Below are 22067 nucleotides of genomic sequence, written 5' to 3' on the forward strand. Positions count from 1 at the left end.
TTTGGCTGAAGGATATCCCTATTTTTCTCCAACCATCATTACACCTAGATCATCAGAATTTCTCGGATGTCTTGTTCTGTAAGGGTAGATAACCCTTCCTGACCTGGCTGGATCACTTCATCGATTAAGTTCCTTTTCTTCTGTTGTAGCTCATACATCTTGTCTTCCACAGTACCTTGGGTGACGAGCCGAATGACTTGAACTACTTTTTTCTGTCCGATTCGGTGAGCCCGATCTGCAGCTTGCTGTTCGACGGCAGGGTTCCACCATAGATCGTATAGAATGACAGTGTCTGCTCCTGTTAAGTTGAGTCCAGTTCCGCCAGCTTTTAAGGAGATAAGGAAAATATCCCGCTCCCCTTCATTAAATTGATTACATAAATCTACGCGCTGAGACACAGGCGTTTGACCGTCTAGGTAAAAATATGGAATACCTTGATAGCCGAGTTCACGTCCAATCAAACCGAGCATTTCTGTGAACTGGGAGAATACTAGCATTCGTTTACCTGAACTGCGGCATTCCTCTATGATTTCAAACAGCTGCTCGAATTTGGCGGAGCTTCCTTCATACCCGTCCACAAATAGAGCCGGGTGACAGCATAGCTGGCGCAGACGGGTGAGTCCAGCAAGGATTTTAATCCGATTATTATTACCGAAGCTATCCTGGGTCAGATGCTTTAGAGCCTCTTTTTTCAAACGGGCGAGATAAGCGACATATAACTTCTTCTGCTCAGGGAACAGCTCACAGGCTTGGAGTGATTCGATTTTCTCAGGCAATTCTTTTAACACATCACTCTTTAAGCGGCGCAGCAAAAAGGGACGTGCCCGTTTAGCGATAGTTTCCCTCGGCAAATCGTGAAAAGCCTTCTTACCTGGAAACAACCCGGGAAACACAGTGCCGAAGATGGACCAAAGATCTTCCAACGCGTTCTCCACAGGAGTCCCAGTAAGTGCAAAACGATGCCGGGCTTGAAGAGCCATAACTGCTTGAGCGGTCTGCGTCGTATGGTTCTTTATGGTTTGCGCTTCATCGAGAATCAGGGTATGAAAAGATTTCTTAGCATACAACTGAACATCTCTGCGAAGCAGTGGGTAAGAGGTGATGATTACATCCGCGTTCGCTGCATTTTTTAAAATCCGACCGCGTTCTGTTAAGCTTCCATCTGCAATAACAGCCTTAATCTCAGGCGTGAACTTTTTAAGCTCATTATGCCAGTTGTAGGTGAGAGAGGCAGGAGCGACAATAAGAGCGGGCAGACCACTCTGACGAATATCCGGAAGCTCAGAGAGCAGAAAAGCGATACTTTGTAGCGTTTTGCCAAGACCCATATCATCCGCTAAAATTCCCCCGAAACGGTAATGGGCCAGCGTCTTCAGCCACTGAAATCCATACTGCTGATAATCCCGGAGCACAGGAGCTAGACTCTCTGGTATAGGGAAATCAAGGTTCTCAGGATTGTGCATATTCGCAAGTAATCTTTTAAAGGATCTGCTCAGTTTGACTGAGTCACTTTGAGAATCGGAAGAGGTTAAGTGTAACCCACGAACGACTGGTAAAGAAAATTGCGCACCTTTAATCTCACCTTCTCTAATGCCCATCTCGTTCATAAAGGTGATGATTTCTTGGAGCTCCTCGCTCTCCAGCGGTAGCAGTGCCCCTTCGGGCAAGCGGTAGTATTTACGTTTATCCTGAAGTGATTTTAAGACCATCACAATCTCAGATTCGGGAATACCACCCATGTCGAATTTAAAATCAAGCCAGTCGGTTTTCTCATTCCAACTAATGCTTACCTTGGGTGGCGTGGTTCCCGTGAACAGTCTCTCTTTAACAGCGGTGGTCGCATAGACCGTTAGTAGTGGCTCAAGCAACGGAATCGTGTGATATAAAAAATCGTACTCACCGTCCTCATCCGTCATAATATACCCGCCTTCGGTTTTGGCGAAGGATTCATGCTCCATCAGCTCCAGAATTCGGGCCTCTCCTTCACCGTCGCGTATAAGAATCAAGTCCGTACCGCGAACATGGGCTTTTTCATCCAAAGGATTGATGATAATGTCACCATACTGAAACTCTAGCCCGGCGAGCAGTCGATCTCTCACGCGGTCCAGATAGAGCCTGGCTATAAGCTTATGTTGCACAATTCGATCAGCAATAGAGTCGGCGATATGCACGTTTCCCAGTTTTTTCAGACCAGGAATAACCTTGTCCATAAAAGGCTCCATTTGTTCGGGGGCAATATCGATGCCATCTCGACGAGAGGATTCCAGCATTTTCTTCATCTCAGATAGGCGCATGCATTCCTGAGCAGTTAGCTTCAACAGCTTACCTTCAGACAGCACGAGTCCGTAATCTTCCAGAACTGAGATCTGCTCCAGTCCTTGAATATCCAGATGGTAGCCTTCGCCTTCGGCTTGTTCGAACGCAAAGCTAAGGGGCGGTGCTTCATTAGACATATGAATGCCTTCGTACAACACCTCTTCTTGTTGCAGATATACCGACGAAACTTCTGAAAGTGCGGGCTGAAGCGTCTCCCAGAAAAAAGGAGGGATAGCCAGCAGGCGATCTCCCCCCAGGTTGCCACCATATGGAGAGTAGTTAGTGACGTTATCGCGATACATTTTTTCATTGAAGACAATTTCAATTAGCTTCTGAAGAACGATGTTATCTTCCTTCCGAAAGCTGTGAATGGCAGGATCATAGACGAAATGCTTCGAGAATTCGAAGGTTTCTCCACGATGTACACGTTCCAGAAAACCTCTTATTCTATGAACGACATATAGTCGTTTCGAGCCGATTTTCATTTCTATTCCCAGCATGGTAGTGCTATAGCTGTAAGTGAATGGCTTGCAGATGAACTCGACATTTAAAGGGATCCTATTATCCACAAAAGCCCCAGTACCGCTCGGACGCGGCTTATGGTTACTGAACATGCCTAGCAGGCTGCTCACCAGATGCTGGTCTCTGGACCTTCCTCCCATGTCTCGCGTAGAATCCGTAACATTACGTGGTGTTAAGACTCCAGTATCTTCAATAGTAGAAAGGCTAGAAGTTCCAGTATGAGCTGGCCGTTCTCCAGCAGTTTCAAGGGCATCGATGCTGATCAGTACGGCTGCGATATGTTTGCAGAAAGGCCCTCCATGCGTGTAAGCAGGACAAGTACATTCTGCCGTGACATCACCGTCGATATCGATGACAACCATGACTTCGTAGCCAATGCCCCCTTGAACGAGCGCTTCATAACGAGAGCGGGGAAGATCTGGGATGGATTCATTACGTTCTTCAACATCTATTATTTCAACGCTTCCAGACTGGTAATAAGCCAATCCTTTTTCAAAAATAGACTTGCCGCACAGCAGCTTAATTACCCGTTCTGTCACACTAAAGCCCATAACATAATTCCTTCCTCGTAACTTGTTCTTCGAAAAGTCCGATTATTATATAGTCCTTATGATAACAGAACGGGCGTGCGCATCAAATAGGGGCTGCTACTCCACTAATCCCGTGCATAATAAAACGGATCGTCAGGTTAATCTCTTCCTCATCGTTCCAGTCCTTCTCCGGTTGTAGCAGCAGGCGATTAAGCAAATACCCACCAATGGATGAAATAGTGAAACGTAGAATAGCGGGTGTGGGTAATTCAATGACTTCACCTTTTGACTTGAAGTGTTCAACAATTTCGATGACGCGCTCCAGCACCTTACTTAGAATATTTTCTGCGAACTGTTCTCTGAGCAACGGTTGAAAAGGAATCTCCTGTATCAGAATCTTTAGCATTTTAAAATTTCTACGGGCGAACTCCAGACGATTGACGATAAATGATCGTAGGAATTCTTCAAAGCTGTCATAGGGAACATCGAGTACCCCGTTGAAATTCCGCAGTACAAAAGGAGCGAGCATACGACTCATGGTAGGGCCAATGATGGAGAGCAGTAAATCTTTTTTGGTTTTGTAATATCGGAAAATCGTACCCTCTGCTACGCCTGCCTTTTGAGCAATTTCACTAGTCGCAGCAGCAGCGTAACCTTTTTCGGAGAACACCTCAATCGCCGCATGCAAAATGGAAATCTGCTTTGGTGTCAGTTTATCCTCTTCACTTATGGCCAGCAGCTCTTCAATCCACTGCTCTTCTATATTTTGTTCCGCAGAATCATGTTCTTTCATTACAATTATCCTCCAAACTTGGTTCATTCCGTTCAACCGATGAATGTTCTTAGTGAGGCTACATTTTCCGGTGTTTGCGCAGTGCCAATACATTCAGCACCATGAATAATAGTGAGAATCCGATCAGTACATAGACATCCAGAGCGATGGAATTCCATCCTTTGCCGCGGATCATGATGTTCATAAGCGCTTCTGATCCATAATAAATTGGGGTTGCGTAGCCGATGCGCTGTAGCCACAGCGGTAGGGTGTCGAGTGGGAACAGTCCGCTGAGGAAAACTTGTGGCACGATAATAAGCGGGATGAACTGAATCATCTGTAGCTCGTTGGCTGCAAAAGCAGATAGTAGCGTGCCCAGCGTCAAAGCTGTCATCGACAGGAGTAAGGTGATCAGCATTACGTAACCAAAGCTTCCCGTCATCATAATGCCAAGAATCTGAATAGAGAACCATGAGATCAACAGCGCTTGGAATACGGTGAAAATGCCGAAACCACATACATACCCGAGCACAATCTCCCATCTTTTTAAAGGAGTGGAAAGTAAACGTTCAAGGGTGCCTGTAGTCCGCTCTCGCAGGAAAGAAACACCGGCAATCAGGAATACGAAAAAGAAAACAAATACACCAATCATAATCGGACCGAAGCGGTCAATCGTCTTCATATTCTCAGAACCGTATAAGTAGCTGATCTGGGGCTGTAATTGCAGCTGTTTCTCTGTACTTGGAAGGAGCTTCTGAGAAAGCTTTTGAAGCGTCATAATTACCGCCTTGTTGGCTGTAGGGTTGCTCCCCTCTAACAACACTTGAGGGATGACTCCTGAATTCCCAACGTTTCCGTCCAAAGTGATCAAAGCGTCAATCTTTCCTTCTACTAGAGCACTTTTCCCTATCTCTTCGCTGGCATACTCTTTAATTGTGGTATTTTCTTCTTTTAACGCAGCTGAGATATTTAGTGGCACACCGGATACTCCGATTTTTGGCTCATAGGCGTCCCCGTTGAATACCAAGCTCATTAAACTTAGAACGATGAGCGGTGCAATGAACATTAAGGCCATCGTTCTTTTATCATGAATAAATTGTCGCAAAATCCGTAAGGTGATCGCTCGGATTCTCATGAACGGACACCTCCATAATATAGAAAGGCTTCTTCAATAGAAGCTGAGCCAGTGGCTTCAAGCAGTCCGGCAGGTGTGTCGGCGGCAAGCAGCTTGCCATCACGGATCATTCCAAGGCGATCACATTTCTCAGCTTCATCCATGACATGCGTAGTGAGTACAATCGTGGTACCTTTCTCGTTCAGAGCTTTTAGTTCTTTCCAGATGGATAGTCGGAGTACAGGATCGATACCTACTGTTGGTTCATCAAGAAGAAGTAGCGGAGGCTCATGGAGCAGCGCAATCGCCAGGGATAGGCGGCGTTTCATTCCGCCAGAGTATTGATCTACTCTTTTGCGCAGATGCTCCTGAAGATCTACTAGTTCCATAACAGCTTTGATGCGTTTGCCGCGCTCCGCACCTTTTAGTCCATATAGCGCAGCGAAGAACTCCAGATTTTCTTTTGCGCTGAGTTCTGTATATAGGGCATCAGATTGAGCCATGTATCCAATTTGCTGCAGCATGGATAACTTAGGCATGGTAACACCAAGCACCTTTACCTCACCTGAGGTCGCCTCATCGATACCTGTAAGCAGCTTTACTAACGTTGTTTTTCCGGAGCCAGAGGGTCCTAGTATGCCGAAGGTTTCCGCACGCTCCACTTGAAGTGAAATATCTTCGAGCACCTGTTTGTCTCCAAAGGCTTTACTAACATGGCTCACTGAAATGACTGGAACTTCCGAACCCATATTCATCTCCTCGATTCTGAATAGTCTGGGATACAAAGTGGTGTTACTGAGTGCTCTGCACAACAATAATGAGTGAGCGCTCACTCATTATTGTGCTCCGGAATCCAGTAAATGTAAAGTGTTAGATTTCCGCTACTTGAAACTAACTTACAATTAGGTGTAAATCGCAAAGTAGCGGCATTTTTGCACAAGATGCGAATACCTGCTCACGAACCAACTTGATATGATGTTAATAAGGAATACAGCTGGGATGTTCGACAACTCAATGATGCAAATGCCATTGCTTCCGAAATTGATTAGGCGTTGTGCCGAAATGGGTTTTGAACAATTTGCAAAAATGAGAGCAATTTGTAATTCCCACTTCCTCGGCGATGTGTGCAACTGTGTATTTGCTTGAAGTCAGAAGATGAACGGCTTCCTGCATTCTTTTGACCGTTAAATAATCGGAAATACTGCTGCCTGTACATTCCTTGAACAAGTGGGATAAATGATGGGGTGAAAGATGCAGATCCTTGCTCATTTGATCGAGCCGCAAAGGTTCCTTGTAATGCAGCTGTAGCCATTCCATAATACGTTCTGCCTGATGTGGTTTACGAAGCAATTGTTCCATGGAGGCCGGCTTCTGCTGTGTATCCCAAAGCGGCTTTAAAGTACGTAGGAACGTGATGAGAAACAATGAGACCTCTTCCATGAAATCATTTTTGTACAAAGTTGGAAGCGCTTTATCCAGATCCTTTAGAAGAACTATCAGGGATTGCAGGTCCTGCTGTTCATACCATCGAGGTGAGGCCAAATTGCCGCTGTGAATATGATTGAAAAAGCTTTGTAGGATGGGCCACTTTTCAAAATAAGCTTTAAATATGCTGGGCTCATAATGCACGATCGAACGCACGAACGGAACCGCCTCATTAATTTCAATTTGAATATGATGCAGTTGATACGGCTGGAAAATACAAATCATCCCTGGCTTTATTTCATAGCTATTTTGATCAATGATCAGCGTCCCTTTACCTTCATGAACAATAAGAATTTCAACACCCTGATGAGCATGGAATGTACCTTGATAGTCGTCTGTATTTGTACTTGTTCTTTTATATACAAAATAGAGATGGAACGGTTGTAAGTCCTGCTGCTCATGGTACGTCACATTCGTGTTCCTCCTATTAGTAGGGATGCGGATAACCTATCGTTTACAAAAGTATAAGAGAACCATTGCACAGCTAGCAACATCTAGATTAAAAAGTCTTACTCACTAATGGAGGACACCGAATTATGGCAGAACAACAGACAGAATTACATAACGCAGGGTATAAAGCTTGGCTCGAATATCCATATATTCAATCGAGTGCAGTAAGAGAGTGCTATTCTCCTTGGTGCTATAACATTTTGACAGTCAAACAAGATCATCCAGTGATCAAAAGTGCTGTGCAAGAACTAACACGTGGCATACTAGGAATGCTCGATATAGAAGCTACCATTGCTGAATCTCAGGATAAAGATAAACAAGCTTGTATTGCAATCGGTACGTTTGATAGTAATCATCCGTTGATTACGCATACCTTTAGCGAGGCTACAAGGACAGCAATTGGATCAGAAGGATATGCCATTCGAACAAACACGGAGAAGGACTGTATTGCAATTGGTGCTTCCACACCCGTGGGTTTACTGTACGGTGTATTTGCATTCCTACGCTTGCTTGGAACGGGTCAATCTATGAAGGCGTTGGATATGTTGGATCAGCCGGTAAATACGCTCCGCATGATGAATCAATGGGATAACATCGATGGAAGCATCGAACGTGGTTACGCAGGGAAGTCCATATTCTACTCAGACAACGAAATCACTAAGGACTTTGATCGATTGGAAGATTATGCGAGAATGCTCGCTTCGATAGGGATCAATGCGATTGCTATAAACAATGTCAATGTGCATCGGTTTGAAACGATGTTTATTACGGAGCGCTATCTTCCTGACATCGCGAGGATTGCCGATATCTTTCGTAACTATGGGGTGAAGCTGTTCCTAAGTATTAACTATGCTAGCCCGATCGAAATCGGCGGATTGAATACAGCTGATCCGTTAGATTCTGATGTACGCCAATGGTGGAAGGCAAAGGCGGTAGAAATTTATAAATTGATTCCAGATTTCGGTGGGTTCCTCGTAAAAGCTGATTCAGAGAATCGTCCAGGTCCATTCACTTATGATCGTGATCATGCAGAAGGTTCGAACATGCTGGCTGAAGTTTTATTGCCTTTCGGGGGAATCGTCATCTGGCGCTGCTTCGTTTACAATTGCAAGCAGGATTGGCGGGATCGCTCCACCGATCGTGCACGAGCGGCATATGATCACTTTAAACCGCTAGATGGTCGATTCATGGATAATGTTATTTTGCAGGTGAAGAATGGACCGATGGATTTTCAAGTACGGGAAGGTGTGTCTCCGTTGTTCGGTGCCATGAAGCATACGAATATGATGATTGAATTTCAGGTTACACAGGAATACACAGGCCAACAGCGCCATGTCTGCTACCTCGTCCCTCAATGGAAGGAAGTTCTTGATTTTAATACTTACGCAACGGATTCGGAGTCATCGGTGAAACGGGTCGTCGATGGATCCATGTACGGTTATAAATATAGCGGCTTCGCTGCTGTTTCGAATATTGGTAATGATCATAACTGGACGGGGCATTTGTTAGCGCAGGCCAATTTATATGGTTACGGTCGTCTCGCTTGGAATCCGGAATTAAGTGCAGAGCAAATCGCGAAGGAATGGACAATGCTCACGTTCAGTGCGGAGGATGAGCAGTTAATAGATACGATTCGTGAGATCTTGTTAACCTCCTGGAATATCTATGAATCTTATACTTCGCCGCTTGGGGTAGGCTGGATGGTCAATCCTGATCATCATTACGGTCCAAATGTGGATGGATATGAATATTCGAAATGGGGAACGTATCATTTTGCAGACTTACAAGGTATTGGTGTAGACCGGACAATAAAGACGGGTACGGGATATGTTGCTCAGTATCAAGGAGCGAATGTAGATTTGTATGAATCGGTAGCTACTTGTCCAGATGAGCTATTACTCTTCTTTCATCATGTACCGTATACGCATACTCTTAAATCTGGTAAAACGGTCATCCAGCATATTTATGATACGCATTTTGATGGCGTGGATCGCACAGCAGGGCTGAAAGAGAAGTGGCAATCCCTTGAGGGGAAAATGGATGGCAGCAGGTTTGGGCAGGTGGCAGACCGTCTGCACGAACAGGTACTACATGCCCGCGAGTGGAGAGATATCATCAATACGTATTTCTATCGAAAAAGCGGTATCCCAGACCAGCATCAACGTACAATATACTAAATATTAGCAGTAGGAGGAGTGTGTCCAGCAGGGCCACTCCTTCTATTGCTCCATCCCTTTGTTTCATAATCCTATGAGAAGAAAGGAAGATACACCTTGAATCAGAAAAGATTATTTAATGAGGGCTGGGAATTCGCCAAGAGTACTTTAGAAGTGACGAATGCTGAGTCCTTGGATTTCCATCCCGTCGATCTCCCGCATGATTGGTTGACCGTCCCAAAAGCCATGATTTTGACTGCATGGGGCGGTCTTTTAGTTCTGAGTTGGCTCTGATCATATACGTTATTACGCTTTAATATAATCTGCAAAATTCTCCAGTAAGTATGAAGAGTTCATATCCTCACGTAAATGATGCTGGACTAGCTCATCCACTTTGTCTGGTTCATGGTTTGTCATACAATCCAGGATCATGTGATGCTCGCTCAAAATTTTCTCCAGCTTTTCTTGCTTTAGGTTATGCAAGCGTCGATATCTTTCATAATGCACATGGGAGAACTTAATTTGCTCCCACAAAAATTCATGTCCTGCTAATGTGAATAACGTCTTATGATAGGCGTCATCCAAAGAAAAAAAGTGCTCAGTGGCATGTTCTTGATGTATGGCATTTCTTTGCTCTTCTAGATTCTTTTTAAGTTCTATAATTCCTTTAAGAGTAAGGCTACCGCATAGACCCTTGATAATATCTTTTTCCAAAACACTTCTTAAATAAATCATTTGCTCGACAGATTCCAAATCAATGTATGAAACCAGATTCCCTTTCTTCGGATACACATCAATATAGGACTCTAGTGATAGCTGCTTTAGTACATCGCGCAAAGGTGTTCTGGATATCTGAAACCGTTCGGATAACACGGTCTCACTTAGAATGGATCCAGGCTTTAGTGTTAGGTTAAGAATTTCGTGCTTTAATAGGTTCAAAATATCATTTTTGGTGGACATGAGGTTGCGTCTCCATTGCCGTTGAATTTGTAGTGCTGATATCTGAAACGGGATCCTGAAATAAGATAGTGATTTCATTATATATTTTTTTAATCTTGTATACAAGTTGGTGATTATTGATTTTATGTCATTGACAAAAGGTATTATTTAAATCTAATATTTGAGTATATTATCTTGTATACAAGATCTCGACATATGAAATTATAGGAGGTTTTATCTAGATGAAAATGACATGGAGATGGTATGGAGAAGGCAATGACAACATTACGCTTGATCATATCCGGCAAATTCCGGGGGTAATGGGTATTGTCTGGTCACTACATCATAAGGTAGCGGGCGAAGTGTGGGAAATGGATGACATTCAAAAGGTTGCGGATCAAATTACGAGCAAAGGGTTTAGCACTGCCGTAGTAGAGAGTGTGAACGTCCATGATGATATCAAGATTGGACTCCCGACGCGTGATAAATATATCGATATTTACATAGACACCATACGGAAGCTAGCCAAGGTCGGTACTAAAGTGATCTGTTACAATTTCATGCCTATCTTTGACTGGACTCGGACGGAGCTGTACAAGGAATTGCCAGATGGCTCGAATGCTCTTTTTTATGAAAATGCGGCCATTAATGAGAACCCTCGCGACATGGTGAATCGTATTCTCGAGGGGGCCGGCGAATTTACGATGCCTGGCTGGGAGCCGGAGCGTCTTGCGAAGCTCGATGAGCTATTCGCTGCTTATGCAGATGTAACGGAAGAGAAGCTGTTCGAGAACTTGGTCTATTTTCTGAAGCGCATTATTCCTGTCTGTGAAGAAGTCGATATCAAAATGGCTATTCATCCCGATGATCCTGCTTGGCCGATCTTTGGCTTGCCCCGCATTGTCCGCAGCCGTGATACGATCCGTCGTTTACTTGACGCAGTAGATAGTCCGTATAATGGATTAACCTTCTGCACTGGGTCGCTCGGTACGAATCCGAAGAACGATCTGCCGGCTATGATTCGGGAATTCTGTAATCGCATTCATTTTGCTCATATTCGAAATGTTAAGGTTTTTGAGAACGGAGATTTTATTGAGGTGTCTCATCGTGGACGGGATGGCAGTGTGGATGTGGCAGAGGTTGTTAAAGCGTATCATGAGAATGGATATACGGGGTATGTGCGTCCAGATCATGGTCGTCATTTGTGGGGTGAAGAGAAGACTTGCCGCCCGGGGTACGGGCTGTACGATAGAGCAATGGGGATCATGTATTTACTTGGTGTATGGGACAGTCTCGACAATACGATGGGGGTGAAGTGAATGCTGCTTCTGACAAGAGAGAGTATTCAATCATGTGCAGAGGCATGGAAGGACGCTGACGTGGAGCTTCCTCAGTTTGATTATGAGCAGGTGGCGGAGAATACGCGCGTTAGGCCGGAATGGGTTCATTTTGGAGCGGGAAATATTTTTCGGGGATTTATTGCGAATGCTCACCAGAAGCTGTTGGAGCTTGGAAAAGCAGATACAGGTATTATTGCCGCTACCTCCTCTGACTACGAGCTGATTGACAAGATTTATAAACCACATGATCATTTAACACTTCTCGTACTAATGAATGCGAGTGGCGAGTTTACAAAAAAGGTCATTAGCAGCATTACCGAAGCTATTATGGCAAACAAGAATCGAGCGGAGGATTACTGCCGTTTGGTTGAAATTTTTGAAAACCCGAGCCTGCAGATGGCCAGCTTCACCATTACAGAGAAAGGCTATACCTTGACCGGTCCTGATGGAATGTACCTTGATATCGTGAAGAAGGATATGGAGCAAGGGCCAGAGCAGCCATCCCACAGCATGAGTGTGATCGCTTCTCTAGCGTACCGTCGATATCTTAAGGGGCAGTATCCGATGACTTTTGTCAGTATGGATAACTGTTCGCACAATGGGGATATGTTGAAAAATAGCGTGATTACAATCGCCAAGGCATGGGCTGCGAAAGGGATTGTGGAGGAAGGTTTTGTTGCGTACCTCGAAGACGAGAGTCACATAACATTCCCCTTGTCGATGATCGATAAAATCACACCACGTCCATCCGAGGTAGTACGTAATGCTTTACAGGAGCAGGGGATTGGCGGCATGGATATACTTATTACCTCGAGGAACGCTCATACCGCGCCTTTTGTTAACGCAGAAGTTAGTGAATATCTGGTCATTGAGGATAAGTTTACGAATGGGCGACCTTTATTAGAAGAAGCCGGCATTATATTCACAGATCGTGAGACCGTGAACAGGGTAGAAACGATGAAAGTTACCACCTGTCTAAACCCCTTGCATACTGCATTAGCGGTCACTGGCTGTCTACTAGGCTACACACAGATTTCGGATGAGATGCAGGATCAGACCCTACGTACATTAGTCGAGCGGATTGGGTATAAGGAAGGATTGCCTGTAGTTGTAGATCCTATCATTCTACGTCCACAGCAGTTTTTGGATGAAGTGCTGCAAGAGCGATTGGCGAATCCATTTATTCCAGACACCCCGCAGCGAATTGCGACAGATACGTCGCAGAAGATAGGCATTCGTTATGGGGAAACGATCAAATCCTATGTACAACGCGAAGATCTTCATCCAGCTGAATTGACGGCGATTCCACTAGCAATTGCTGCTTGGTGCCGCTATTTGATCGGAGTGGATGATGAAGGGAATTCATTTGAGCTAAGTCCCGATCCGTTAATGGAGTCACTTCAAGCGCATCTGCAGGGAGTGACTTTGGGAGATTCGACCTCTAATGTGCATAGAATTCTAGAAAATGAGAAGATCTTTGGTGTACCGTTATATGAAATCGGTCTGGGTAGCAAGATTGAAAGTTACTTCTACGAGATGCTGAAAGGCCCAGGAGCTGTACGGAGAACGTTGGAAAAGCATTTAAATGAAGAGTTAGTGTAGATCACATTTACAAAAAGCCTCATGGAGTAAAAGCTACTGCACCCCGCAGAGCTATCCCCCATGAGGCTTTTTCGTGTCTAGTCCATTTGGTTTATCTGAATTTAGCAGTCTAGTACGCTAATATACCTACTTTTTCAAAAAAATAATTATAGTTAATATTTCCATAACATTCCTCTGCAACAGAGTTGACAATTGTAGACGAAAATGACATTAGCAGTTACCTATACGAAAAGGGTGAATCTAATTGAAAAACAGTAAATGGATTAGCGCAACGCTCGCTTCAGCACTTCTTGCAACTGTAGGCGTTGGGAGTGTATCTGCAGCTAGCATCGGCAGTAATGTAAAATCTGTGGCTACCAATCAAACCGCTGCAAAAACAGCAGTTAAAGAAGGTACAGCCACTTGGAATGTAAATGGTACGCCGATTGTGTTTAACACCATTAATAGCAGTGGTTACAAGCTGTACTCGCTGAATCAGGTAGCTGGTGAAATTGGAGCTAAGTTAGTACTTGGAGCTGGCGGGTTTGAACTTAATGACAGCAAAGGATTACATAATGTCCAACTCAAAACAGGCTCAAAGAGCTATCAAGTAGATGGTAATTCCGAGACATTCACAGTTGCTCCAGTATTTTATAACGGTAAAACCTATGTAGAGCTTTCAAAGTTAGTTTATGCATTAGGTGGAGAACTGGATGCTGACGCTAGCACGATTCTAAGCTTTGCTCGTCCTGAAGGATTGTTTGATACTTTGCACTGGACAGCAGCTGGAAGTCTGATTGCGAACAAAAGTGATGCTGAATCTGCTCAACTTATCAAGTTCAGCACAGAGCCAGGTAACTATGAAGTATTTTCGTCGAATGACAGTGCGGTGGATTTTGCAGTATCGCCGGATGGGCAGTGGGGAGCTTTCAATGATGAGACTGGTTTGTTGAATCTGATTAACCTGTCTAGCGGAGCTACTAAGACACTTGGTACTGACAATAGTGTAAAAACAGATCTGGTTTGGTCGAACGATGGTAAAAGTATTTACTTTATCCAAGGTGACAAGCAGGAGAAAATCGCAAAAATCTCTGTAGACACTGGTGAAGTTAAATCCGTATTGGCAGACAAAGTAGAAAATAAATCCGAACTGCGCATTTCCGCTGACCAAAAGAGCGCCGTTTATATCGTTAACTTGACGGGTGTTGCTAAAAACGATGCGGACAGCACAGAAGATTCCCTTACTGTAGACTTCAGCTCTGCTGGAGAGCAGCTTTACAAGCTTGATCTTGCTACAAAAGATGCTAAGCCTGCTGCACTTACGACTACACCGGATAACAAGCTATACCCTGAAATTTCAGCCGATGGTAGCGTCGTATATCTGAGCGCAGATTCTGATGGCAATGCGGCTAACACACTGAAGGTTATCAAAGCAGACGGAACAAGCAGTAACCTTGCACTTGATGTCGAAGTAACTTGGTCCACTGGCGTTAACAATGGCTTGGTTGTAGCGGGTACAGCGGCAAACGGAAGCACAGTAGTCTACTCCATCGATAGTAAAGGTGCAAAAACTGAGCTGTACCGCTCCACTGAAGATGTATCTGAAGTTGCTGTTTCGAATGATGGAAGCAAGCTTGCTATCGTAAGTGATGGCGGTGTATGGGTGGTTCAAGGCGGTAAAGCATTGCAACTGTCGAAATAATAAATATCCCTAATCATATTTTAACGGCGTAGAGCCGAGAGGAGAAATAATACAAATGAAGATTTTCAAAAAGCTAACAGTAACGGCTCTAACGGCTGTAATTGCGGTAACCGCATCTTTCGCAGGGGTTGCAGCAGCAGCCGATTCACTTAAAGGTAAAATCACAGTTAACGGTTCAACCGCACTTCTTCCATTGACGCTTCAAGCGGCAAAAGAATTCCAAAAGCTGCACCCTAAAGTGAAAATCGCAGCCTCAGGTAAAGGTTCAGTAACTGGACCTCAAGCTGTTAAAAAAGGCATCGCTGATATCGGCGCTTGCGACTGGGATGCTAGCATCGACGTACCAGGCTTCAAAGCTTTTGACGGTCAAGTAGCAAACAAAGTAGCAGTTATTCCTTTTGCTACAATCGTTAACAAAAATGTTGGTGTAGATAACCTTACAACTGAACAGCTTAAAGGTATTTTCGCAGGTAAAATCACGAACTGGAAAGAAGTAGGCGGTGCAGATGCTGACATCGTGGTTATCACTCGCTCTTTCGGTTCCGGTACACGCGTAAACTATCAAGCTAAAGCTTTGGATGGCGGAGATATCGTTAAAAAAGCTAAGAACTACAAAGAAACAGGTTCATCCGGTGACATGAAGACTGCCGTAGGAACAACTCCTAACTCTATCGGTTATATCGACCTTGTATATGTAAGTGGCGACGTAAAAGCTGTTAAACACAACGGTATAGCTGCTACTACAGACAACGTGATCAATGGATCTTATAAGATCTGGGCTTATGGTTACTACATGACTAAAGGCCAACCTACTGGCGCTACAAAAGAATTCATCGAATACGTACAAAGCAAGAAGTTCCAACAAGGTTCCCTGAAAAAACTTAAATTTATTCCGATCGCAGCAATGAAGGGCTAATAACATCTAAAGATCATATTGAACGGTAACAGCGGCCAGCTCCGATCTTGATACGGGGGTGGCCGCTTACAGGAGGGAAAGTATGGGGGCACCAGTCCAAGGCTTGGCAACTAGGGGAAAAGAGAGCGTAACGCAGGTTAGCGCTAATCCCAAACGTCATGGTAGACATTTGTTTAGCAACAAATTGTTTAAGTTTTATTTTTTATTCAGCATTCTTGCGCTTTGCTTTGTGCTTGGACTTGTAATTCTATTTATCGGCAAAACGGCTATGCTTCTGTTCGGCCATCTCTCGCCTGCGGACTTTTTCTTTTCCTTTAACTGGACGCCGGAAGAGGATTCTTTTGGAGCGGCTGCCTTCATTGTAAATACACTTTCACTAACTGCATTAACGCTGCTGATCGCAGTTCCTATTTCGGTAGGGATGGCAGTACTTTGTGCAGAGATTGCTCCAAAATGGATGAAGACTTTTATCCGTCCAGTGCTAGATTTATTGGTAGGTATTCCTTCAATTGTTTACGGATATATAGGCTTAACAGTATTACTTCCTTTCTTGCGCAGAATTAGTGGGGAGAGCTTAGGCGATGGCTTGTTAGCTGCTGCGCTGGTGCTCGCATTAATGGTGCTGCCAACGATTTGCCGAATCAGTGATGATGCCATTGTCTCTGTGCCGCGCAAATATCGGGATGCTGCATATGCGCTTGGATCTACCCGTTTACAGGTCATCATGCGTGTAGTACTGCCTGCGGCTAGCCGGGGAATTATCTCTGCGGTTATTCTAGGTATGACTCGTGCTGTGGGTGAGACGATGGCTGTAGTTATGGTTATCGGGAATACACCGCAATTGGCGAAGACGTTATTCACGCCAGCATCGGTGCTGACTAGTAACATCGTTATGCAAATCTCCAATGTAGAGTTTGACTCTACATGGAACTATGCGCTACATATGATGGCATTTCTCCTGCTAGTAATATCATTTGTATTAATTCTGATCATCCGCGTGCTGGGTAGAAAAAGGAGGGATGCAGCGTGAACGGATTCGCAAGTACAAAGCATACAGCGCGGGCTCAAAGAAACAATAAAATTGCAACCATAGGGTTTTATACGCTTGGGGCTTTAGTCATGCTGCTGATCTTCTGGCTGCTCTTCACGATTCTTAGTAAAGGTTTACCGGCACTTCGGCCCGATTTCTTGATTAAACAGCCTGAAGAGATTGACGCAGGTGGTGGGATTGGCCCGGTGCTGTTTAACTCCTTTTACATTTTATTCATCTCGCTGTTTATTTCCGTTCCAATTGGTTTGGGTGCGGGAATCTATATGGCTGAATATGCACCAGACAATAAATTTACAGGCGCACTACGTATTTGCGTAGAATCTCTGTCATCAGTACCATCGATTGTGTTCGGTATGCTCGGACTTGCGATTTTTGCGGAATATTTCGATATCGGTCTGACGATTCTTGGCGGAGGCGTCAGCTTGGCGCTGCTGAATTTACCTATGCTTGCGCGAGTGACAGAGGAAGCGGTACGTGCTGTCCCCGGGGAGATCCGCGAGGCTGGTTATGCGCTTGGGATGACTAAATTCCACGTGATCCGCACGGTAGTCCTGCCCGTTGCAATGTCTGCCATTGTTACTGGGATTTGTCTCGTTGCTGGACGCGCCTTCGGGGAGTCTGCGGTTATTATCCTTACCGCTGGTCTCAGTACCTCGGGAGAAATGTGGGATTTCAATCTGTTCTCGCCGGGTGAGACCCTGGCTGTGCATCTATGGTATGTACAATCCGAGGCGATTGTCGAAGATGCGCGTCAAATTGCGGATAAGTCAGCAGCCGTACTTGTATTTGTAGTTTTGTTTATCAATTTTGTATTCCGATTTCCGTTGTGGTTGGGAAATCGCCGCAAAGGACACTAATTCGTTCAAAAGGTACGTAAAAACTGTCACCCGGCAATGGATATCGGTGGGTGACAGTTTTTTTGTCTTCTTATGATGAATTATTTAATGTAGCATTCCCTACGGATACGGCCAAAGGAATAACCTCGCGAAACACTCGCGGCAAGGCTGAGACAATATCGCACATTTCACTTTCATGTCTAAATTGATAATATTCGCACAAACACATCCTGCACTATTGCTTCCGCGTGCTCCTGCTTCCCAGCATACGAATAGTAAAAAAACTTTTTCGTAATGTGCCTCGATTTCCTCAAAGGATAAAGTATGATGTGGTGAGTAATGAGTAATGAGTAATGGTGTTAGAGGTGGCTTTAGTTGCACTTTATGCAGCTATTTATCATGGTGTAGGGTTTATTTAGGATTAATTGTACTTTGTGCAACTAAAAATGGAGAAAATGACAATCTAGGAGTTAATCAGAGAATATAAGTGTACGGAATACAGTTAAACCGAGTTGTTGAGGTGAAAGGGAACCTTTTAGTTGCACAAAATGCAATTAGAGTGTTCGAGTTAGGCAGAATCTAAGCGGAACGTTGTCTAATGATCTGACTGCTACGTGGGTGTATATCGTAGTAGGGGGCTTATCGAAGCTTGAACTCCACAGAAGCCTGAGCTCCATTGAAAAGTGAGCTACATCGAGGCCTGAGCCTCATGGAACCCTAAGCCCTAGGCTCTGCTTAGGCTCTGCTCCTAGCTCTGTCCCTAGGGCTACGCCTTCTCCCAGGTTCGCATCCCCTGAACGCAAAAACAGCCTCCCCGAAGGAAGGCTGTTACTCTGACGTCCCGGAAGGGATTCGAACCCCTGACCGTGCGCTTAGAAGGCGCATGCTCTATCCAGCTGAGCTACCGGGACATGATTGCTGGCTGAAAAGCAAGCAGGAGTTATCATATCATGTACGCCGATGTTTTTCAAGCTGTTTTTTAAAAAGAGTACGGGGTATGCTATAATCTACAATTATTAAGTTTCGGATGAAGCTTAAGGTCTTAATAACATTTATGACGTTTTAGAATTCAATTCACATAATTAGCTATAAGGAGGTGCCCTCATTAAAGATTCAGATTCCCCCGCCACAAAAGAGAATATCGTCCTGTTTCCCAAGACACTGGACTATTATCAAATCCAGCTTACGGTGATGCTGGAGAGTGAACGATACGGGGAAGCGATGGAGCTGCTGCGTTTTTTGTTGCAGTGTCAAGGACAGGAAGAACGAAATTACGAGGAATGGCGGTCTCTGCTGGAATGGCTCGAAACAGCTTTCCCCTACGCCTCTCAGAATGGAGATGCAGAAGGAGCCGTTCACCCCGAAGACGAAGATTTAAGGGAAGAAGATATGGCCCGTCTCTTGGCCAAATCAAAAATGACTGAGGATGCGGGGTATCCTCAAAAGCTGCTGCAGCGGATAATGAATGAGCCGCTGTCAGAGGCGACAATCCTAGCACTAGAGCAGCTTTCATATCTGGAAGGCGGCGGAGTCGATGAGGCGCTGACGGCATGGCTGCAGGGGGATAATGTTCACCCGCTGCTGCAATTTCGGACCCTGCAGACCCTTCGGCGGCGTGGGATGCAGGGAACAGTGAATCTGATTCGTGGTCACGAATCAGCAATTGTAGAGATTGAAAGTGTACCGCTGCAGACAGAGGATTTTCCGCCGCAGGTGAGTCAGGTGCTCGAGCGGGTAGCCGAGCAGGCGGAGGTACATGAGCCTACGCTGTATTATTTTGCACAGGAGCTCTGGGGCCAGTTCGTTATGTCGATTTATGGATCGGAAGAGTATCGGAAAATACTGGATGGGGAAGACGCGCTACTAGATATTTGGGCGGGGGCGTTACACCAGTTTGTATCTGAGAGCTTAAACGGTACACGGCAGGAGGAGGAGACTCGCGGAATGTACGGCATTACAGACGGCATGCGCTTTCAATTTGAGGGGGCTTATCGTGCGCTCAAGGGTTTTGTAAAGACTTCTCTACTTGATAAATAAAGTAATGTTGTATATAATATAATGGTTATTCTGTGCGTGGATTGTATCATTTTTTGAAGTAAACTTGTGAACCTATATTTTGGAGGGAAAAGTATAATATGAAAGCAACATGGGAAAAAATAGAGAAGAACCTTGGAGTTCTTGAAGTAGAAGTTGACGCAGAACGCGTTGCAGCAGCACTTGATAAAGCTTTTAACAAAGTCGTTAAGAAAGCTAACGTACCAGGCTTCCGTAAAGGTAAAGTGCCACGCCCGATCTTTGAATCCCGTTTTGGTGTAGAAAGCTTGTACCAAGATGCAATCGACATTCTTCTTCCTGAAGCTTACGGTGAAGCAGTTGAACAAACTGACATCTTCCCTGTAGACCGTCCTGAAGTTGATATTGAGCAATTTGCTAAAGGTCAATCCTTTATCTTCAAAGCGAAGATCACGGTTAAACCTGAAGTGAAGCTCGGCGATTACAAAGGTCTGGAAGTTCCAGTACAAAAAGCTGAAGTGACTGAAGAAGAGCTGAGCGCTGAGCTTGCTCGTCTGCAAGAGCGTCATGCTGAACTCGTAGTAGTTGAAGAAGAAGCAGCAGCTAACGGCGACATCGCTGTGATCGATTTTGACGGATATGTTGATGACGTACCGTTCGAAGGCGGAAAAGCTGAGCGTCATTCTCTTGAACTTGGTAGCAATTCCTTCATTCCTGGATTTGAAGAGCAAGTAGTGGGAATGTCCACTGGAGATTTCAAAGATGTTGAAGTTACTTTCCCTGACGAATACCATGCAGAGAACCTTGCGGGTAAGAAAGCAGTATTCAAAGTGAAGCTGCACGAAATCAAACGCAAACAACTTCCTGCACTCGATGATGAGTTCGCTAAAGATGTAAGTGAATTCGAAACTTTGGAAGAGTACAAAGCAGATCTGAAAGCTCAGCTCGAATCCCGTAAACAGGATGAACTGAAAGGCCTTCGCGAGAACGCAGTTGTTGATAAAGCAGCAGCAAACGCTGAAGTTGAGATCCCAGAAGCAATGATCAACAGCGAAGTTGAGAACATGGTTCGTGACTTCGACACTCGTCTTCGTCAACAAGGTATGAACATGGATATGTTCCTGAGCTTCTCGGGTCAAACTCGTGAAGACTTGCAGAACCAAATGAAAGGCGATGCTGAAAAACGCGTTCGCAACAATCTGGTACTGGAAGTTATCGCTAAACAAGAGAACATTGAAGTTTCCGAAGAAGAAGTTAACGAAGAGTTGGCTACTATGGCTGAAGCTTACAAACGTACTCCAGAAGAAATTCGCAGCATCTTGGCAGCTAACGGTTCACTGGGCAGCTTGAGCGAAGAACTTTCTTTGCGCAAAACCATTGATTTCCTTGTTAGCAACAGTGTTGAAGTTGAAGCAGTAGAAGAAGCACCAGCTGCTGAAGACGCTAAAGCTGAGTAAGATTTTTCAAACTACCTAGAACGGCCGAGCAATCGGCCTCCATACAGATATGATAAGGCACGTAAGTTTCGTTACGTGCCTTATTTTTATCCTCGGGCACAGATATATGTGATTACATAGGTATCCGTATGAGCGTATGGTATTAAGGAAATTGGCGTGATGACGTCACTATCACAAGCGGTGGACAGGTCTGCTGTAGTGAAAAAATGACATCGGGCCGTGAACGTGTTAAAATATTTTTGAAACGATAAGACTAATCTGTATAGAGAAAAGAGGTTGGTGGCATGAGTCTGGTACCAATGGTTGTGGAATCAACAAGTCGTGGGGAACGTTCATACGATATCTATTCCAGATTGCTCAAGGATCGCATTATTTTCTTAAGCAGTGCGATTGACGATGATGTCGCCAATCTGGTTATTGCTCAATTGCTGTTCCTTGCAGCAGATGATCCCGAGAAGGACATTCACTTGTACCTCAACTCACCCGGTGGTTCAGTAACAGCCGGCATGGGTATATACGATACGATGCAATATATCAAACCGGATGTTTCAACCATTTGTGTAGGGATGGCGGCAAGCATGGGATCGCTCCTTTTAACAGCTGGGGCTCCGGGCAAAAGATACGCGCTGACTAACAGCGAAGTTATGATTCATCAACCGCTCGGTGGTGTTCAAGGTCAAGCGTCCGACATTTGGATTCATACCGACTGGATCCTCAAGACGAAACAGAAGTTGAATCAAATTTATGTAGATCGCACAGGTCAGCCCCTTGAAAAAATCGAACGGGACACAGACCGCGATAACTTCATGAGCGCGGAAGAAGCCAAGGAATATGGGCTTATTGACCAGGTTCTTTCTTCACCGATGAAATCTTAAAGGGGTGGTTAG

Annotated in this window: 17 protein-coding genes and 1 tRNA gene; 11 read left to right on the forward strand and 7 right to left on the reverse strand. The window is 44.8% G+C overall.

Annotation, left to right across the window (positions count from 1 at the left end; all coding sequences use genetic code 11):
- Positions 1 to 44 precede the first annotated feature (44 nt).
- The 5 genes from MKY52_RS14885 to MKY52_RS14905 form a co-directional block, all read right to left on the reverse strand.
- Complete coding sequence (locus MKY52_RS14885; RefSeq protein WP_341052055.1) at positions 45 to 3389, reverse strand: DEAD/DEAH box helicase; 3345 nt, start codon at positions 3387 to 3389, stop codon at positions 45 to 47.
- 82 nt (positions 3390 to 3471) lie between these two features.
- Positions 3472 to 4161 (reverse strand): TetR/AcrR family transcriptional regulator, encoded by a 690-nt coding sequence (locus tag MKY52_RS14890; RefSeq protein ID WP_341052057.1) that lies wholly within the window; start codon positions 4159 to 4161, stop codon positions 3472 to 3474.
- 58 nt (positions 4162 to 4219) lie between these two features.
- Positions 4220 to 5275 carry an ABC transporter permease gene (locus MKY52_RS14895; RefSeq protein WP_341052059.1) on the reverse strand — a complete coding sequence of 352 codons (1056 nt, stop codon included), beginning with the start codon at positions 5273 to 5275 and terminating at the stop codon, positions 4220 to 4222.
- Positions 5272 to 6003, reverse strand: coding sequence for an ABC transporter ATP-binding protein (locus tag MKY52_RS14900; RefSeq protein WP_445667133.1), 732 nt, complete (start codon positions 6001 to 6003; stop codon positions 5272 to 5274). The genes MKY52_RS14895 and MKY52_RS14900 overlap by 4 nt, the downstream gene beginning before the upstream one ends.
- A 262-nt stretch (positions 6004 to 6265) precedes the next feature.
- Positions 6266 to 7150, reverse strand: coding sequence for an AraC family transcriptional regulator (locus MKY52_RS14905; RefSeq protein ID WP_341052061.1), 885 nt, complete (start codon positions 7148 to 7150; stop codon positions 6266 to 6268).
- 125 nt (positions 7151 to 7275) lie between these two features.
- Here MKY52_RS14905 and MKY52_RS14910 point away from each other — a divergent pair, with 125 nt between their 5' ends.
- Both MKY52_RS14910 and MKY52_RS14915 read left to right on the forward strand, forming a co-directional pair.
- Complete coding sequence (locus MKY52_RS14910) at positions 7276 to 9366, forward strand: alpha-glucuronidase family glycosyl hydrolase (protein WP_341052063.1); 2091 nt, start codon at positions 7276 to 7278, stop codon at positions 9364 to 9366.
- A gap of 96 nt (positions 9367 to 9462) precedes the next feature.
- Positions 9463 to 9639, forward strand: a complete 177-nt coding sequence (locus MKY52_RS14915; RefSeq protein WP_341052065.1) for a hypothetical protein — start codon at positions 9463 to 9465, stop codon at positions 9637 to 9639.
- A 12-nt stretch (positions 9640 to 9651) separates the two neighbouring features.
- On the opposite strand, the gene MKY52_RS14920 is transcribed toward MKY52_RS14915, so the two are convergent.
- Positions 9652 to 10305: a GntR family transcriptional regulator gene (locus MKY52_RS14920; RefSeq protein ID WP_341052068.1), complete on the reverse strand. Its 654-nt coding sequence runs from the start codon at positions 10303 to 10305 to the stop codon at positions 9652 to 9654.
- Between the two features lie 221 nt (positions 10306 to 10526).
- On the opposite strand from MKY52_RS14920, the gene uxuA reads away from it, so the two are divergent.
- The 6 genes from uxuA (at position 10527) to pstA (ending at position 17731) form a co-directional block, all read left to right on the forward strand.
- Positions 10527 to 11603: a mannonate dehydratase gene (gene uxuA, locus MKY52_RS14925; RefSeq protein ID WP_341052071.1), complete on the forward strand. Its 1077-nt coding sequence runs from the start codon at positions 10527 to 10529 to the stop codon at positions 11601 to 11603.
- On the forward strand, positions 11604 to 13226 hold the full coding sequence (locus MKY52_RS14930; protein ID WP_341052073.1) for a mannitol dehydrogenase family protein: 1623 nt from the start codon (positions 11604 to 11606) through the stop codon (positions 13224 to 13226).
- Between the two features lie 244 nt (positions 13227 to 13470).
- Entirely contained in the window at positions 13471 to 14907 is a 1437-nt protein-coding gene (locus MKY52_RS14935) for a stalk domain-containing protein (protein WP_341052076.1), read from the forward strand.
- Between the two features lie 55 nt (positions 14908 to 14962).
- Positions 14963 to 15823, forward strand: coding sequence for a phosphate ABC transporter substrate-binding protein (locus MKY52_RS14940; RefSeq protein WP_042191274.1), 861 nt, complete (start codon positions 14963 to 14965; stop codon positions 15821 to 15823).
- A gap of 82 nt (positions 15824 to 15905) precedes the next feature.
- Positions 15906 to 16853, forward strand: a complete 948-nt coding sequence (gene pstC, locus MKY52_RS14945) for a phosphate ABC transporter permease subunit PstC (RefSeq protein WP_042191272.1) — start codon at positions 15906 to 15908, stop codon at positions 16851 to 16853.
- A complete protein-coding gene (gene pstA, locus MKY52_RS14950; RefSeq protein ID WP_042191270.1) occupies positions 16850 to 17731 on the forward strand; it encodes a phosphate ABC transporter permease PstA in 882 nt (293 codons plus the stop codon). The genes pstC and pstA overlap by 4 nt, the downstream gene beginning before the upstream one ends.
- Before the next feature lie 816 nt (positions 17732 to 18547).
- On the opposite strand, the gene MKY52_RS14955 is transcribed toward pstA, so the two are convergent.
- A tRNA-Arg gene (locus MKY52_RS14955) sits at positions 18548 to 18621 on the reverse strand.
- 310 nt (positions 18622 to 18931) lie between these two features.
- On the opposite strand from MKY52_RS14955, the gene MKY52_RS14960 reads away from it, so the two are divergent.
- The 3 genes from MKY52_RS14960 (at position 18932) to clpP (ending at position 22055) form a co-directional block, all read left to right on the forward strand.
- A complete protein-coding gene (locus MKY52_RS14960) occupies positions 18932 to 19747 on the forward strand; it encodes a hypothetical protein (RefSeq protein WP_445670994.1) in 816 nt (271 codons plus the stop codon).
- Between the two features lie 98 nt (positions 19748 to 19845).
- Positions 19846 to 21180 (forward strand): trigger factor, encoded by a 1335-nt coding sequence (gene tig / locus MKY52_RS14965; protein WP_076286460.1) that lies wholly within the window; start codon positions 19846 to 19848, stop codon positions 21178 to 21180.
- A gap of 284 nt (positions 21181 to 21464) precedes the next feature.
- Positions 21465 to 22055, forward strand: a complete 591-nt coding sequence (clpP, locus tag MKY52_RS14970; protein ID WP_036685049.1) for an ATP-dependent Clp endopeptidase proteolytic subunit ClpP — start codon at positions 21465 to 21467, stop codon at positions 22053 to 22055.
- The last annotated feature ends 12 nt before the right edge of the window (positions 22056 to 22067 follow it).

Origin of the sequence: Paenibacillus sp. FSL P4-0184, from assembly GCF_038004625.1 — a bacterium.
Lineage (GTDB): Bacteria > Bacillota > Bacilli > Paenibacillales > Paenibacillaceae > Paenibacillus_AQ.